The organism is Duganella radicis (genome assembly GCF_009720825.1).
Taxonomy (GTDB): Bacteria; Pseudomonadota; Gammaproteobacteria; order Burkholderiales; family Burkholderiaceae_D; genus Rugamonas; species Rugamonas radicis.
This window is the reverse complement of sequence record NZ_WNKY01000018.1, coordinates 62,782-79,136: the sequence shown is the minus strand read 5'-3', so window position 1 is coordinate 79,136 and position 16,355 is coordinate 62,782. Positions and strand designations below refer to the sequence as shown.

The window sequence follows — 16,355 nt, the reverse complement described above, 5'->3', positions numbered from 1 at the left end:
GGAGACCAAGCCATGAACATTCCATCCCCGCCAGAACTCGCCGCCGCAATCGAACTGCTCGCCCGTCTGGCCGTGCCCGTCGATCCGCCCCTAATGAGCAGTCTCGTGAACGCGGCCCACGCCGGCACCCTGACCATCCTGCACAGCGCCAAGGCACAGCCTGTCGGGCTGGTTATCTGGGCGGGCGGCAACAAGGACAGTGTCAGGATGGCCGATCAATTCAACCTCTTCCCGACCCATTTCTGGGAATACAAGGAGGGCAATATCGCGCTGTTGCTGGCGGTGTTTTTCGTCTACCCGTTCCGGGAAGAGGCGCAGGCGGCCTTCCGGCAATTCCTGGCCTCCCGGCGGGCCGTTTACTACGCCCGGAAGAACAGAAAGCGCCTGGTGGTCCGGACCTCGGCCGGCTTTAGGTACTTGCAATTGAACCACGCGGGCGCAGCCACGTGAACCATCCTGTCCCCGGGAACCAGCTCTCATTCGTCATGCCGCTGTCCTTGCGCGAACAGTTCACGGACGCGTCCAGCTGGAGAGATGAAGTCAACAAGGATGCCGAGGCGCGCGTGCGCTTGTTCCTGCGTTCGTTCACGCTGCTGTTTCGCCAGGACGACTTGTGCGAATTCATCATTGTCTGCCCCGATGGCCAGTGCGCCGCGGTGCGCGACATTGTCGCGGCGGTCACGTGCGACCAGCGCTACCTCGTGCTTGCCGAGTCCAGCGTGGCAAGCGCCATGGATGGCGTGCTAAAGGCCAATGTCGACGGTTTGGGCGGTTGGTATGCGCAGCAGATCATCAAGCTGGCCGCGCATCGCATCGTCAAGACGCGCCTGTATTTCGTCATCGACAGTGACCTGGTATGCATTCGTCCGTGCAGCCACGCCAGTTTCGTCGCCGACGGCCGCGCGTTGCTGAATATCGAAACCGCCGCCGACTACGGCGCGCTCTATTCACCGGTGTTTGTCGGTAAAGAAGTCCGCATCAAGACCGGGCGCCGCAGGGCTTCGCTGGCGATCCTGGGTCAGGATGATGCCGGCATCGACTGTACAGTGTTCTACGGCGAGACCCCGGTCATCCTGTCTGCGCCCCATGTTGCGGCGATGCTGGGCGCGCTGGAAAATGTCCACGGCAAGGACTGGGCCAGCGTGCTGGCCGAAAACCAGGGCTGGACCGAGTATGGCCTGTATTTCGGCTATCTCGACGCGATGGGCCTGACCAGCACGGTGTACCGGCCGGCCGACTGCGACACCGTGCTGAGCCTGCGGAAATCGGTATGGCAGGAGACCGGCGCCTACCGTGCGGCTCGCCACTACGACCACGCCCATTTCTTTGGCGATGACCAGGGGTACTTCGTTGCCATTCAGTCGTGGATTCCCAGCACGCAATGGCTGCCGCCACGCTATGACTCCAAGCTGGAGTTTTACGCCGACATGGAAAAATGGCTGACGTCCATTAAAGCAAAAACCATTCGCAAACAATCCATAGCATAAGGAGGCACTAAAAAAATACACACGGCAAGTCTTACTGGCCTAGAGCATTTGGGTTCAGGCCACGCTTGAACCCAATAGCGCGCCATCATGAATTATTATTAGCATGCTTCACTATTGCATAGACAAACTGATGCGGTTGGAATCGTTAGCCACTCAAAAGAAGTCGCTATTGAATTTCTGTTGCCTGTCATTTCCTCTCGCCTTGATTCCATCCACTATCTTTTATATTTTGGCCTCAAGCATTCTGCGCTGGACAGGTACCGATCTGGAAACTATAAAGGCTCCGGAACAATCGCTGACGAGTACTGCTGTTGCATTCACAATATTAGTCGGGCCGGCGTTAGAAACGTTGATATTGGCCTTGATAATTCGCCTCATACTAATTTTTACCAAGCGAAAAAATGTAGTTGCTGCCGTCAGCGCGCTGCTGGTTGCAGGCATCCACGGAACCATCGGACCGCTATGGTTCTTCGGAACAGTATGGACGTTTTTTGTATTATCATCTGGATATCTCATCTGGCGTGAGGAGTCTTTCTTAAAAGCGTGCACCGCCGCTTTGATTCCTCATATGCTGATTAACACCACGGTCGTGCTGGCAACCACCGCCGCCTCTTTATATACATGAAAAAATTGTCTGTTTCCTTTCTATTCGGTAGCGGCACATTTGTTGGCACCATTATTTATACCGGCTATCTGACCCCTCCTTATCTTGTCAATTGGGGGCACGCCTTGTTTGTCGGTTTATTTGCCGGGATTGCAGCGGCGATAGTCCATCGGGTCAGTGGCGGATGATCGCGTGAAAGCTCGAAAAAGAGCTGGCCACGCAGGCATGGTAAAATCCCGCCCCGCACTGTCCTATCCTGAACCATCATGACCTACGAAGAATTCCTCGACGAGATCGCAACCCTGCTGACCGAAATGTATGACCTCTCTGACGAGGCGGCGATCAAGCTGGTGGTGGATGCGCAGGCCAATGATTACTTCGTCACTCACGACGACCAGGAAGAATTGCGCTCGTTCGCCCAAGCCAAGGTGGAAGCGGCCGCGCTGTACCAGGCCAAGCAGAACAAGAACGAAACCCAGCGCAAGCAGCAACAGCGCCAGACGCAAAAGAAAAAGCCGCGCTAATAGCGCAGGACCAGCCCGATCAGCGCGCAGACAGCAATGACGTGGATGACGTTGCGCTTGTAGCGCAGCAGCGCCACGCCGGCGCCGATGGTGATCAGCGCCGACACCCAGTCGAACCGCCCATCGAAACCCTGCGGCCACAGCACGTGGTAGCCGAAGAACAGCGCCAGGTTGAGGATCACGCCCACCACCGCCGCCGTGATCGCCGTCAGCGGCGCGGTGAAGTGGATGTCGCCATGGGTCGATTCCACCACCGGCCCGCCCGCCAGAATAAACAGGAACGATGGCAGGAAGGTGAACCACGTCACCAGCGTTGCCGCCACCGCCCCCGCCAGGAACAAGGCATCCGGGCCGAACACGGCCTTGAGATAGCCGCCGACAAAGCCGACAAACGCCACCACCATGATCAGCGGCCCCGGTGTGGTTTCGCCCAGCGCCAGGCCATCCATCATCTGCGTCGCACTCAGCCAGCCGTAGTGCGCCACCGCACCCTGATACACGTACGGCAGCACCGCGTACGCGCCGCCAAAGGTCAGCAGCGCGGCCTTGGTGAAGAACCAGCTCATTTGCGTCAGCGTGTGGTGCCAGCCGAACAGCAAGGTCAGTACGCCCATCGGCGCGGCCCACAACACGGCGCCCACCGCGACCACCAGCGCCAGCCGCGACCAGCGGAAACGCGCATGTTCGGGCGTCGGCGTGTCGTCGTCGATCAGCGCCGGGCCGTAGGATGTGTCGGCCTTGCCGTGGCCGCCGCCGGCCTTGAATTGATCCGGCGCCACGCGGCCCCCCACGTAGCCGATGGCGGCCGCCACCGCCACAATCGCCGGGAACGGAATGTTGAGCGCGAAAATGGCGACAAAGGCCGCCGCCGCAATTCCCCACAGCCAGTTGTTCTTCAAGGCGCGCGAACCGATGCGATGCGCGGCCTGCACCACGATGGCCGTCACCGCCGGCTTGATGCCGTAGAACAGCCCGGCCACCAGCGGCATCTCGCCAAACGCGATGTACACCCAGGACAAGGCAATCAGCAACAGCAGCGATGGCAGCACGAACAGCGCGCCGGCCGCCACGCCGCCACGGGTCCGGTGCAGCATCCAGCCGATGTAGGTCGCCAGTTGCTGCGCCTCCGGGCCCGGCAGCAGCATGCAGTAGTTGAGCGCGTGCAGGAAGCGCCGCTCGGAAATCCAGCGCCGGTTCTCCACCAGCTCCTGGTGCATGATGGCGATCTGTCCGGCCGGCCCGCCAAAGCTGATCAGGCCCAGCTTGAACCAGAACCGCAAGGCTTGGCCAAAACTGACCGGCGGTGGCGCTGCATTCGGCTGGTTCTCGCGCATGGGACTGATGTTTCTGCTGGCAAATGTGTCTACATTACCATATCGCCACCCTGGTCTGATGCACTTTGACAACAGCAGTTTGTGAAGCCGTCACCACCCGTGTATTGTTGAGTTATTGATGTAGTTTAATTTTCAAGATGACTCTGCTATTTTCCCGGCGCTGCCTGATCGCCCTGGCGGTGATGACCTGCTACCCGTTGTCGGCCACCGCCTCCCCTGAGGACGAGGATCTCTCCCTGTATGGCATGGACCGCTTTGCCATCAGCCTGGCGACCGGCAGCACGCAAACGCTGCGCCGGGCGCCGGCGGTGGCCTCGGTGATCACGGCGGAAGACATCGCCGCCATGGGCGCGACCGACCTCGACCATGTACTGGAATCGGTGGCCGGTGTGCATGTCACGCGCGCGGCGCCCATGCATGCGCCCAACTACATCATCCGCGGCATCGGCGGCGGCGGCCCCACCAATCCGCAAGTGCTGGTGCTGCTCAACGGCCTGCGCCTGAACACCGACTACAACGGCGACAAGGGTAATATGTGGGTCAGCATGCCGCTGACCAATGTGGCGCGCATCGAGATCATCCGCGGCCCCGGCTCGGCGCTGTATGGCGCCGACGCCTTTGCCGGCGTCATCAACATCATCACCAAGACCGCCGAACAGATGCCGGGCCTGCGCGTGGGCGCGCGCGCCGGTTCGTTCGACGCGCGCGAGGCGTGGCTGGAGTACGGTCACAAGCAGGACCAGCTGGCCATCGCCGCCTACCTGCAAGTGGGCCGCACCGACGGTTCCGACCGCACGGTCCAGTCCGACGCGCAAACCCTCAACGACAGCCGCTTCGGCACCCATGTGAGCAAGGCGCCCGGCGAGATCAACGCCGGCTACAACGCCTTCGACGGCGGGCTGGACCTGGCCTGGCAGCGCTGGCGCTGGCGCACCAACCTGAAATGGCGCAGCGACGTCGGCACCGGGGTCGGCGTCAATTCGGCGCTCGATCCGGACCACAAGGCGCGCAGCGGCTCGGCCCTGAGCGAATTGTCGTGGAACGCGCCCGACCTGTCGGACGTGTGGAGCGTGGGTGCCTCGCTCAGCTACATGTTCTTCACCGAGCAGACGCCCGACGGCCTCGGCCTGTTCCCGGCCGGCGCGCGCATCGGCCCCAACCTGTTCCCGAACGGGATGATCGGCGGCCCCAACCGCTGGGAGCGCAATCTGCGCGGCGCCGTGTTTGCCAGCTACAGCGGCTGGCGCGGCCATGCGATCCGGATGGGCGCCGGCCATGACGACCTGTATCTGTACCAGGTCAGCACCCTGAAGAATTTCCTGCTGACGCCGGCCGGCGTGCCGGTCCCCACCGGCCCGGTGATCGATTACGGCGCCATCCAGCCGCACATCCGGCCGCAGCGGCGCAAGATCGACTACCTCTATGTGCAGGATGAATGGCAGTTCGCGCCGGACTGGGCGCTGACGGCCGGGGTGCGCCATGACGACTATTCCGACTTCGGCGGCACCACCAATCCGCGCCTGGCGCTGGTGTGGGATGCCGACCTCAACGTCACGGTCAAACTGCTGCATGGCCGCGCCTTCCGCTCGCCCAGCTTCAACGAGCAGACCGGCATCAACCCGGTCAACATGGGCAATCCGCGGATACGGCCGGAAACCATCGCCACCACCGAAGCGGCGCTGGCATGGCAGGCGCGGCCCGACCTGGCGGTCAACCTCAGCCTGTACCGCTACGCCATGAAAGACCTGATCCGCTCGATGGCCAACACGGCGCCGGCGCCGGGCGCCACCTACCAGAACAGCGGCAGCGTCGACGGCAAGGGCGGTGAAATCGAACTGACCTGGGACGTCAACCAGGACCTGCGCTGGCTGGCCAACTATGCGCGCCAGCACGCGCACGATCCGGCCACCGGCAAGGACCCCGGCTATGCGCCGCGCCATCACGCCTACACCCGGCTGGACTGGAGCTTTGCATCCAGCTGGCGCCTCGGCCCGCAACTGAACTGGGTGGCCGGCCGCCGCCGCGCGCCCGGCGACGCGCGCGCGCCGATTGCCGACTACCGCACCGTGGACGCCGTCCTCAGCCACCAGCTGCCGCATGGCTGGAGCGTGTCCGCCACCGTGCGCAACCTGTTCAACGCCGACGCGCGCGAGCCCAGCCAGGCGCCAGGGCTGGCGCTACCGTTTGACATTCCGGTATCGCCGCGCGCCCTGGCGTTGCAGCTGAGCGTCAGGCTTTAGAACGCCGCCCGCAAGCCGACGCTGACGCGGCGGCCCACATCTTCCAGGGTCAGGAACTGGCTCTCGTTCAGCGCATATTCATGCGTGCGCGAGTTGGTCAGGTTGATGGCGTCGGCGTAGATGGCCAGCGTCGGCGTCAGGTTGTAGCGCAGGCTGGCGTCGGTCTGGCCGTAGGCGGCACGGTTGCGCGGCTGGGTGCTGCCGCCGCCGCAATCGATGGAGAAGTGATTGCGCCAGTTGTAGCTCACGCGCGCCTGGAACTTGCTGTTCTCGTAAAACACCGAACCGTTGTACGACTGCGGCGACAAGCCCGGATAGCCGCAGGCCGGGGTGCTGTTGTCCTCGCGGGTGGCGCTGGCGTCGACGTAGGTGTAGTTGGCGGTCACGCCAAAGCCGCGCAGCCAGGCAACCGAGGTGTCGAAGGCATACTGGCCGGCGATTTCCACGCCCTTGATCTTGCCCTTCTGGCCGTTGCGCACGCGGCTGTCATGCACCACTTCCGTGTACTGCGGAATCTTCATGTCCACCAGGCGGGTTTCCAGGAAGTCGCGCACGTTTTTCTGGAACACCGCCGCGCTGACGTAGTTGGTCTTCGACAGATACCATTCCCACGACAGGTCGTAGTTGTTGGACTTCATCGGCTTGAGGTAAGGGTTGCCGCCGCCGGTCTGCACGTCGCCGTAGCGGCCGCCGTACCAGTTGTCCACGCCCATCTGATTCAGCGTCGGACGGGTTTCGGTTTTCGATGCGGCCAGGCGCAGCAGCATGTCGCGCGTCAGGTCGAACTTGACGTTGGCCGACGGCAGCACGCTGTTGTAGCTGTTGTCCACCGTGGTCACCGAGCTCGGGCCGTAGTTCAGAATATAGGTGGTGTCGTTCGGGCTCTTGGTGGCCGACAGCAGCACGCGGCTGATGCCGATCGAGCTCGACTTCACATGCACCGCGCGCACGCCGGCGTTGGCCGACCAGCCCTCGCCTTCCCATTTACTGTCGAGGAAGATGCTGGCGACCTTCTCCTTCACGCCCCACATCGATGGCAGCGTGTAGTCGATCGCCATCGGGCCGTTCGGATACTTGGTGGTGTTGAGGTACAGCGCCGGATCGTTGGACTGCGCCAGGATCGACGGCTGGTTCAGGTAGTTCATGTAGGCGTACGGATTGAAGCTCAGGTAAGCGTTCGGCATCTGCGCGCCATTGCCCATGAAATTCTCGATCGGCGTCACCGTGAACAGCGACGACGGCAGCGCCAGGTGGTAGCCGCTGAAGGCATTCCAGGCATCGTTCTTCCACTCGGTGCGGTCGACGCTGCGTTGCGAGTACGCCACGCCGGTATCGAGGCCCTTGAAGTAGCCGATGTCCTGCGACCACGCCAGGTTCAGGCGACCTTCGTTCAGCTTGTCGTGATTGCGGACGTCGCCGTTGGACACGGCGTGCGCGCGCACCGCGGTCGGATCGGCGATGCCGTCGCCAAAGGTCAGGCCCGGCGTGCCGTTAAAGGTCAGCACGTCGCCATTCTTCGGCACCATGCCGGCCACCACCCACATGTCCGGCGAGCCGGAGGTGGTGCGCGAGGTCGAGACGTCGCCTTCCAGCTTCCAGTCCGGCGACAGCGCCCATTTCGAATTCAGGCCGAAGGCGCGGGTGGTCGACAGGCGGTCGCCGCCCTTGACGATCATGTCGTTGGAATTGGCCTCGCCCAGCAGCGTGCCGGGGCCGGCGATGGCCGGATTGTTGGCGTAGAAGATGGAGCCGGGACGCAGGAAGCTGGTGATCTGGTTGTTGCCGTTGTACTTCACGCCCAGCTGCACCGGGTTGTTCCAGTCGCTGAAGGCGATCACGTCGTTGCGCTGGTCGAGGTGGGAATACAGGGCGTCGGCGGTCAGCTTCCAGGTTGGGGTCGGATTGTACTGCACCGTCACATTGCCGACCAGGCGCTTGCGGCGCTCGTTCTCCTGCTGGTAGCCGAAGCTTTGCGGGATGTACAGCTTTTTGGTGGTGACGTCGGCCATGGTCAGGCCCTTGGAGTTCAGGTCGCCATTGATGATCGAGACATCGCGCAAATTCCAGGCATCAGTGATGGCCTTGTTCTGCTTGGAGGCGCGGTCGGTGTAGGACAGCGACGCCGTCACGCCGAAGTCGCGCGCCTCGTTGGCGAAGGAATACATGCCGCTGATGTTGGGAGTTTTCTTTTCCGAGTTGGAATCGTAGGCGCCGGAGGCGTTGATCACCGTGGTGTGGCCGGTCTTGCCGGACAGCGGACGCGCGGTCTGGATGTCCACCGTGGAGCCGATGCCGCCCTCCGGCAGGAAGGCTTGCGAGGTCTTGTACACCAGCGCTTTCGAAATCAGGTCCGACGACAGCAGGTCGAAGGAAAATTCGCGGCCGCCGGTATCGCTGGTCATGGTGCGGCCGTTGACCAGCACGTTGTTGAATTCCGGTCCCAGGCCGCGCACCGAGATGTAGCGGCCCTCGCCGTTGTTGCGCTGGATCTGCACGCCGGTCACGCGTTGCAGCGATTCGGCGATATTGGTGTCCGGGAATTTGCCGGCGTCCTCGGCCGAGACGGCGTCCACCACGCCATCCTGCAAGCGCTTGGTGTTGAGCGAGGAGCTGAGCGAGGCGCGGATGCCGCTGACCACCACGGTGGCCGACGGGTCGACGTCCGGGGTGGTTTGGGCATGGGCGCCGGCAGCAAGGACCAGATCGGCAATCAGCGCTGCCAGAACAGTCCTGCGAAGGGTAGTGCGAGTCGTTTTCATCATGTCTCCGTCCAGTGTGTATATATTTTTTGGTTTGACTTCAATTTCGACTACTGCGGTGCTTCAACTACTTGAGACAATCTTACGCCTCGCACAATAATGCCAATCTATTATTTCTTTACACAAAGGGATGCAAAAATCATATAACTGGGCGGAAACAGCGAAAAAAAACGCCAGCGCAAGCTGGCGTTTTGTTAGCGGAATGACACCCCGGACAGGCGTGGCGGCGCGGTCGCCAGCGGCGGTGTCAGGGCCTGCATCAGGCGGCCCAGCGGCTCCTCCACCCAGCGGTGGAACAGCGCGCCGGCGCCCAGGCTGAAGCCCCAGGCGACCAGCATGCCGAAGGCCTGCAACTCCGGTTCCGGCGGCACAAAATGGATAAAGGCGGCGTTCACCAGCAGGCATACCGGGAAGTGGATCAGGAAGACCGAATACGAAATCTTGCCAAGGCCGTGGATCAGCGTCCAGGCGCGGCCCTCGGCGGCGGTCTTGACGCGGCCAAACAGGAACAGCACGCAAGCCACCACCGCCGCCAGCGCGATGCGGCTGCGGAATTGCAACGCCAGTCCCACCACCGCCGGCAGCAGCACCATCAGCATCATCAGCACGCCATAGCCGGGCTTGCGGCGCGGGTCGCTGGCCCACCAGGCCATCAGGCCCAGGCCGTAGCTGCCGAAGAAGTATGGCGCCCAGTTATCCCATTCCGCATCGAGGTTGAAATACAACAGTGACAGCGTGGCGCCAAACGCCACCGACACCGGCATCAGCCACGCCAGCGGTCGCTTGCCCTCGACCACCCCGCCGACCGCCAGCGCCAGCACCATCAGCGCGTACAGCTGGAAATCGATGGCCACATACCAGGCGCCGGCCGAGACCGACGGAAAACCCAGCACGCCGTGCAGCAACAGCGCGTGCGCGCCCAATTGCGCCAGCGTGGCGGGGGCGGAAATGGAATCGTGAATCATCCAGCGGCTGGCCCAGGCCGAGGCGACGGCCGCGATCACGGTGGCGGCCAGGAACGGCGGCGCCAGCTTGGCATAGCGGCGCCAGATGGCGCGCAGCGGATCGGCGTAACCGGCGTGGCCGGACGGCGCCAGCGATTTGGCCGCAAGAAAGCCGCCGATCACAAGAAACACTTGCACGGCAATGCGGGCACTGTTGCTGAACCAGTCGACCAGCGACGGTAGCAAGGCGCGTGCGTGATCGGACATCGGGCCATAAAACGCCAGATGGTGCAACACGATCAGCTGGGCCGCGCCCGCTTTCAACAGATTAATCAGACCAAACTGCGACGGGGCCGGCCTACCCATGCCATGTGTCGCAATTGCAACTACTTTCATTCTCGTCCTTATTACAACGAAGGGCGACATGATAGCCGAGGTTGAGCCCTTCGTGGCGCGCGCGAGAACTTGGCGCTTGAATTTTCTGCCGCCAGGCATTAAAATTCCGGCCCTTGGGTCGTTAGCTCAGCTGGTAGAGCAGCGGACTTTTAATCCGTTGGTCGCAGGTTCGAATCCCGCACGGCCTACCAAAGATTCAGTAAAAAAGCCAACCTTCGGGTTGGCTTTTTTATTTTTGCCTGGCGGTCCGCACGTAAAAGCCGGGCGGCTTGTTCGCGACCCAGCGGATGAAGGTCTGGATGTCGGGATGCGCGCGCAGTGCCTCCCACGTGTGGTAGGTGCGCAGCAGCTCGCGCTCGGTGAACACCGAGTGGATCTTGCGATGGCAGATTTTGTGGATCGGGAACTGTTCCCTGCCTTTGAAGGTCTTCGGCACCAGGTGATGGCGGTCGATGTTGACCGTTCCCAGCGCGCGGCCACACAGCGGGCAACGTTCCTCGTCCATCGCGTTCAGCGCCGGAATTTGCGCGGCTGGCGTTTGCGCGCCGCCGAATTCTGGTCTTGCAGGATGGCGTCCACACGCTCGGAAGCCTCGCGCGACAGGCGCAGCGCCAGTTCGGTGTCCGGGAAGTACTCGGGCTGGCGGTAGGCCAGCCAGGCATACGCCGAATACAGGCGGCAGGCGTCTTCCACTTCCTGCAAGTTCATATAATGCAGCGGCGTGTCGCCGGGCCGCAAGTGGGTGATCTTTTTGTGCGCCAGCGACTTGGCCCAGTTCTCCCAGGCGTTTTGCAGCGCCGGCACCTTGGCCGAAATCGGCACCAGCGACAGGGCGAACTTCTCCGCCACGGTCAGCTCCAGCGTATCCAGCCAGGCCGCGCGCTCGAACTGGTCCTCGGTGATGCGCGGGTAGAAGAAACCGTCCGGCACATCGATGTTGTGCACGAAGCGCTTGAGCAGCTTGGCCAGCGCATGCTCGTGCGTGACCGAGGAGATGCGGTGCAGATGTTCCAGCGTCGGCGCCACCGCGAAGCCGGTGGTCTTCAGCGGCACTGGCTTTTCGCGCAGCAGCGAGCGCATCACGGCGTGGGTCTCGTTGTCGTAGCCGGCCACCAGGCCTTCCTCGTGCACGCCGAAGCGCCCTGCCCGGCCAGCGATCTGGCGCGCCAGCGCGGCCGGGATTTCCTCCTCTTCGTAGCCGTTGTACTTGACGCTGGTGGTCATCACCACCCGCGCGACCGGCATGTTCAGGCCCATGGCGATGGCGTCGGTGCCCACCACCACGTCGGCCGCGCCCTCACGGAAACGCTGGGCCTGCGCCCGCCGCACCTCCGGCGACAGGTTGCCGTAGACGGTGGCCACCGACAGCCCGGCCTCGGTCACCATGTCGCGCCACATCAGCACTTCGCGGCGCGAGAAACAGATCACCGCGTCGCCCCGGCGCAGATTGGTCAGCTTGCGCACGGCAGCCGGCTCCATCGACAGCGGCCCCTTGCGCTTGAGCAGATGCACTTCCAGCTCGCATTCCAGCCGCGCCGCCAGCACCTCGATGGCGCGGCGCGCTTCCGGGGCGCCGACCAGATACACCACCTTGGCCGGGGCGCCGCACACGGCGGCGGTCCAGGCGGCGCCGCGGTCGCGGTCGGCCAGCATCTGGATTTCATCGATCACCGCCACGTCGACCGGCGTTTGCGTGTCCAGCATCTCCACCGTGCTGGCGACGTGGGTGGCGCCCGGCACCAGCCGGCGCTCCTCGCCCGTCACCAGGCTGACCTTGAGCGGCTTGCCGTGCTGTTGCATTTCCTGCAAGCGTTCGTAGTTTTCCAGCGCCAGCAGGCGCAACGGCGCCAGGTAGACGCCGCTCGGCGCCTTGCCCAGGGCTTCCATCGCCATGTGGGTCTTGCCGGAATTGGTCGGCCCCAGCACCGCGATGAACTTGCGCTTCATGCGCCGCGCTACCTCGAACGAGGCCGGATATTCGGCCAGATTGATGCTCTGGCGCGTGCGTTCGGCGTGCTGCTCCTCCATCTCGCGCTCGACCGCGTGCTCCAGGCGCTGGCGGATGCGGTCGAACACCAGCCCGGCCGGCTCGGAAATCTGCATGTCGCTGAGCGCGTTGAGGAAAGGCTCGGCGTCCATGTCGCAATCGTCGCAGGCGTCGGCCAGCTCCCGCACGAAGGCGCTGACGTGCTCGTGCAGCTCGGCGATCACCTCATCGCTGGCGCGCTCGCGCAACAGGACGGCGCGGGTGTCCGCATCCATCTTGCGCCACTTGGACGGCTTGGCCAGCACACCCTGCGTCGGCACCAGATCGTAAGACACATGGCGGCCGCCATATTCGACCACCCCGGTGATGCGCAAAAATACCCGGCCTTCGAGGCGGGACAGCGAGACGCCCTTCTCCGCCAGGCCAAGCTGGTGGACTAATTGATCGTCTTCGCCGGAGGTATCGCTGTCGGCATCGAGAACTGGGGCGGAGGTGGAATAGACTTTCATGGCTTGATTATATAATGACGCACCTCCCCACGTCCCGCCCACCATGCCGCAAACTATCGAGACCGCCGTTCACCATGAATTGCTGATTAAAAAAAGCCGTTTCATCGCCTGCGTCCAGCCGATGACCGATCGCGCCAGCGCGCAAAAAGTCGTGGCGGAATTATGGGAGCAGCATCCCGGTGCCGCCCACGTTTGTTGGGCATTATTAGCGGGCGGCCAATCGGCCGCGGTGGATGATGGCGAACCCAGCGGCACGGCCGGCCGGCCCATGCTCGATGTTTTACGCCATCAGGACCTGGAGGGAGTATTGGCCACCGTGGTCCGATATTTTGGTGGCGTTAAATTGGGCGCTGGCGGCCTGGTGCGCGCTTATACCGACAGCGTGGCGCAGGCATTATTAAAAGCCGAAAAAATTGCCATTCTCAAGCAGCGTGTTCTGATGTGCAGCGCGCCTTATGCCATGGAAGGTCTGGTGCGACGGGAAATTGAAATCACCGGCGCCGCACTGAATAATGTGCAGCATGCCGACGAGGTTAAATTCGAATTCAGCCTGCCCGATAGCGCTGCGGAGGCGCTGATTATCCGCCTGAATGAAGCCGGTCACGGCCGTATCTCATGGATAAAGCCGGAGGCGGACGAAGCAAGCTGATTCCTGGTGTATTCGTGCTAATTTCTGGCACGAACCAGGGAGGTGCCACCCACCCACGTCATTCTGTGCCACAGGGTTTCAAGCGGTCCCTGGGCATGGCGGGCCAGCCACCACACGCTGAACTGGCGCTGCACCACCGCCAGCATGATACCGATCAGCAGCGCGAAACTGGCTCCCGTGTATTGATACATTCCCAGCCCGAAACCATAATAAATCGACGTACCGACAATGGATTGCACCACATAGCTGGTTAAACTCATGCGGCCCAGCGGCGAGAAAACCTCCAGCCAGAGCTGGGAATAAAACAGCAACGAAAATGTGGAAACCAATATCGCCATGAAGGCCACGTTCGACCACGAGGTAATAATCGTCTGCAACGGGCGCCCTACCGCCTGGCCTACACCCAATAACTCCGGCCAGGTTTTCAGCGTATAAAACGGAATAAATGCCAGCACCGCGACCACCAGGGTTTTACGCCAGAAGGCGTTATTCCCTTCCTTAAATACACCTTTACGGCCAGCCAGCATACCCAGCATAAACAAGGCGGGAATCTGGAATATCCGCCCGTTTTCCCAACTCCAGCGAATCACGCCGACTTTGCCGTTGGTGAGATTGCCCCACCAGACTTGCGCTGCCGTGCCTTTGGCGAAATATTCATTGGCGGCGCCGAAATAAGCCCACGATGCCGGATCGGCGAGTTTCTGGTCCGGATTCGGCAAGGCTTGAATAACTTCGATCCAGGCGTAAGGCTGCAACAGCAAAACAACCGCAATCGCCAATACCCAGCGATTACTTAATCGCGCCACCGGAATCAGAGCAAAACCCAGTACCGCGTAAATACTCAGGATATCGCCGTGATAAAACATGGAATTCAACATGCCAAAGCCCAGCAGCAAGACCAGGCGCCAGGCAAAGCGCGGACGGAAGTCCTCGCCGCGCACTGCGCGGTTGTGGTACTGGATGTAGAAAGTCATGCCAAACAGCAAGGCAAAGATGGCGTAGGACTTGCCGCCAAACAAGAAAAACAAGCTGTCCCAGATGACCTTGTCGACCGCCTTCAGCCAATCCGGCAGGCCGGCCGGTGTGAAATAAAAATCAAAGTGTTCGATGTTGTGCAACAGCATGATCGACACGATGGCGAAGCCACGCAGCGCGTCGATCACGTCCAGCCGGGAAGCATTGTTTGTTGTCATGGGTCTCCACCATTCCTGGGCTAAAAGTAAACAGAATGCCAAGTGTAATGGAATCGCTCCCAAGCAGTGCTGCCAAATTGATGATTTTTTATTGCCGCACGGGAATGATGCGTATATATTGGTGACAATTCACCGCAGTCCTGATCGCCTAATTCCCTGTCTACAGCCAGGCTGAGCTGTCAGAAAACACCACTGACATCGTCACCGAGACCTATCCGAAAGTGCTGCAAGCGCAGCAGATCATGAATCACAACAACAAGATCGCGCGCTCGATCCGCAACGCCCTGCTGATCCATGATGAAGCCAAGGCCGCCAAGGAAATGGCGACGGTGATACAGAAGCGCAATGAAAACAGCGAAGCCATGAAAAAGCTGGACGACATGGTCAAATCCGGCAAGGGCCGTGAATTGTTCCTGGCGATACAAGCTGCCCGCGCGCCCTACAACGTCTCGCTGGACGAGGTGATGCGCCTGCGCCGCGAAGGCAAGGTCGAGGCGGCGGTCGATGAAATGCTGGGCAACATGCGCGGCCTGCAATTGGCCTACATGGATGCCATCGACGCCCTGATCGCCCACCAGAGCGCCAATATGGAAAGCGCGCGCGCCAGCGCCGAAGCCACCTACCGCCAGTCGCGCAACCTGGCCATCGCGCTGGGCCTGGCGTCGCTGGCGCTGGGCGCGGGCCTGGCCTGGCTGATTTCGCGCCAGCTGCTGCGCCAGCTGGGCGGCGAACCGAACGAGGTGGCCGCCATCGCCGGCCAGATCGCCGGCGGCGACCTGGCGGTACCGATCACGCTGCGCCAGGGCGACCAGCGCAGCCTGCTGTTTGCCATCCAGGGCATGCGCGACAGCCTGGCCGACATCGTGGGCCAGGTGCGCAGCGGCGCCGATTCCATCGTCACCGCCGCCACCTAAATCGCCACCGGCAATATGGACCTGTCCACCCGCACCGAGCAGCAAGCCGGCTCGCTGGAAGAGACCGCCTCATCGATGGAAGAACTGACTGCCATCGTCAAGCAAAACACCGAAAACGCGCGCCAGGCCAACACCCTGGCGCAGAACGCCTCGGACATCGCCGTGCAGGGCGGCACCGTGGTGGCCAACGTGGTGCAGACCATGGATGCGATCAACGAATCGGCCAGGAAAATTGTCGACATCATCAGCGTCATCGATGGCATCGCCTTCCAGACCAACATCCTGGCGCTGAACGCGGCGGTGGAAGCGGCCCGTGCCGGCGAACAGGGCCGTGGCTTCGCGGTGGTGGCGTCGGAAGTGCGGGTGCTGGCGCAGCGCTCGGCCGAGGCGGCCAAGGAAATCAAAAAGCTGATCGACGACTCGGTCGGCAAAGTCGGCGCCGGGACCGAGCTGGTGGGCGAAGCCGGTGCGACCATGGAAAAAATCGTCGCCGCCGTGCAGTCGGTGACCGCCATCATGGGCGAGATCAGCACCGCCAACAACGAGCAGGAAGCCGGCATCGAACAGATCAACCACGCGATCGCCGAGATGGATACGGTGACGCAGCAAAACGCCGCGCTGGTGGAACAAGCGGCGGCGGCGGAAGCGCAACAGGACCAGGCGCATCATCTGGTGCAACTGGTGGGCGTGTTCAAGCTGTCGTCCGACCAGGCACAACCGGCAACCGCGCCGGCCGCCCAGCATGGCCAGCGCCGCAGGCCGCAACTGGCGCTGGTGCCGCGTCGCAGCCAGCACCACCTCGCCGCAGCCTGAAC

General features: G+C 62.3%; 13 protein-coding genes, 1 tRNA gene and 1 pseudogene. 9 read left to right on the top strand and 6 right to left on the bottom strand.

Translation table 11 applies throughout. The features are described 5' to 3' along the window. The first annotated feature begins 12 nt into the window (after positions 1 to 12). From GM676_RS17235 to GM676_RS17215, 5 genes are all read left to right on the top strand, one after another. Positions 13 to 450, top strand: a complete 438-nt coding sequence (locus GM676_RS17235; protein ID WP_155464982.1) for a hypothetical protein — start codon at positions 13 to 15, stop codon at positions 448 to 450. After that, positions 447 to 1,487, top strand: a complete 1,041-nt coding sequence (locus GM676_RS17230) for a DUF6492 family protein (protein WP_155464981.1) — start codon at positions 447 to 449, stop codon at positions 1,485 to 1,487. The genes GM676_RS17235 and GM676_RS17230 overlap by 4 nt, the downstream gene beginning before the upstream one ends. A 130-nt stretch (positions 1,488 to 1,617) precedes the next feature. Next, positions 1,618 to 2,112, top strand: coding sequence for a hypothetical protein (locus GM676_RS17225; protein ID WP_155464980.1), 495 nt, complete (start codon positions 1,618 to 1,620; stop codon positions 2,110 to 2,112). Next, positions 2,109 to 2,279 (top strand): hypothetical protein, encoded by a 171-nt coding sequence (locus tag GM676_RS17220; RefSeq protein ID WP_155464979.1) that lies wholly within the window; start codon positions 2,109 to 2,111, stop codon positions 2,277 to 2,279. Before GM676_RS17225 ends, GM676_RS17220 begins: the two co-directional genes overlap by 4 nt. Before the next feature lie 78 nt (positions 2,280 to 2,357). After that, the gene (locus GM676_RS17215; RefSeq protein ID WP_155464978.1) at positions 2,358 to 2,615 is read left to right on the top strand and encodes a hypothetical protein; all 258 of its coding nucleotides are present in this window, start codon (positions 2,358 to 2,360) and stop codon (positions 2,613 to 2,615) included. On the opposite strand, the gene chrA is transcribed toward GM676_RS17215, so the two are convergent. After that, positions 2,612 to 3,949, bottom strand: coding sequence for a chromate efflux transporter (gene chrA / locus GM676_RS17210; RefSeq protein WP_155464977.1), 1,338 nt, complete (start codon positions 3,947 to 3,949; stop codon positions 2,612 to 2,614). The genes GM676_RS17215 and chrA overlap by 4 nt on opposite strands. A 137-nt stretch (positions 3,950 to 4,086) precedes the next feature. Between chrA and GM676_RS32625 the strand changes: the two genes are divergently transcribed. Continuing rightward, positions 4,087 to 6,189 (top strand): TonB-dependent receptor plug domain-containing protein, encoded by a 2,103-nt coding sequence (locus GM676_RS32625; protein WP_155464976.1) that lies wholly within the window; start codon positions 4,087 to 4,089, stop codon positions 6,187 to 6,189. Here the strand turns inward: GM676_RS32625 and GM676_RS17200 are convergent. Both GM676_RS17200 and GM676_RS17195 read right to left on the bottom strand, forming a co-directional pair. After that, on the bottom strand, positions 6,186 to 8,951 hold the full coding sequence (locus GM676_RS17200) for a TonB-dependent receptor (RefSeq protein ID WP_229262739.1): 2,766 nt from the start codon (positions 8,949 to 8,951) through the stop codon (positions 6,186 to 6,188). The genes GM676_RS32625 and GM676_RS17200 overlap by 4 nt on opposite strands. A gap of 191 nt (positions 8,952 to 9,142) precedes the next feature. Further along, the gene (locus GM676_RS17195) at positions 9,143 to 10,288 is read right to left on the bottom strand and encodes an acyltransferase family protein (RefSeq protein WP_229262738.1); all 1,146 of its coding nucleotides are present in this window, start codon (positions 10,286 to 10,288) and stop codon (positions 9,143 to 9,145) included. Positions 10,289 to 10,403: 115 nt separating this feature from the next. Between GM676_RS17195 and GM676_RS17190 the strand changes: the two genes are divergently transcribed. Continuing rightward, positions 10,404 to 10,479, top strand: a tRNA-Lys gene (locus GM676_RS17190). Between the two features lie 38 nt (positions 10,480 to 10,517). Here GM676_RS17190 and GM676_RS17185 read toward each other — a convergent pair. Together GM676_RS17185 and GM676_RS17180 are read right to left on the bottom strand one after the other, a co-directional pair. After that, positions 10,518 to 10,793 carry a hypothetical protein gene (locus GM676_RS17185; RefSeq protein WP_155464974.1) on the bottom strand — a complete coding sequence of 92 codons (276 nt, stop codon included), beginning with the start codon at positions 10,791 to 10,793 and terminating at the stop codon, positions 10,518 to 10,520. A gap of 5 nt (positions 10,794 to 10,798) precedes the next feature. Further along, the gene (locus GM676_RS17180; protein WP_155464973.1) at positions 10,799 to 12,784 is read right to left on the bottom strand and encodes a helicase-related protein; all 1,986 of its coding nucleotides are present in this window, start codon (positions 12,782 to 12,784) and stop codon (positions 10,799 to 10,801) included. 43 nt (positions 12,785 to 12,827) lie between these two features. On the opposite strand from GM676_RS17180, the gene GM676_RS17175 reads away from it, so the two are divergent. Further along, a complete protein-coding gene (locus GM676_RS17175; protein ID WP_155464972.1) occupies positions 12,828 to 13,433 on the top strand; it encodes an IMPACT family protein in 606 nt (201 codons plus the stop codon). Positions 13,434 to 13,450: 17 nt separating this feature from the next. On the opposite strand, the gene GM676_RS17170 is transcribed toward GM676_RS17175, so the two are convergent. Continuing rightward, a complete protein-coding gene (locus GM676_RS17170) occupies positions 13,451 to 14,626 on the bottom strand; it encodes a DUF418 domain-containing protein (protein ID WP_155464971.1) in 1,176 nt (391 codons plus the stop codon). Between the two features lie 173 nt (positions 14,627 to 14,799). On the opposite strand from GM676_RS17170, the pseudogene GM676_RS33065 reads away from it, so the two are divergent. Beyond that, a pseudogene (locus GM676_RS33065) lies at positions 14,800 to 16,353 on the top strand (methyl-accepting chemotaxis protein); the annotation flags it as partial. Positions 16,354 to 16,355: the final 2 nt, after the last annotated feature.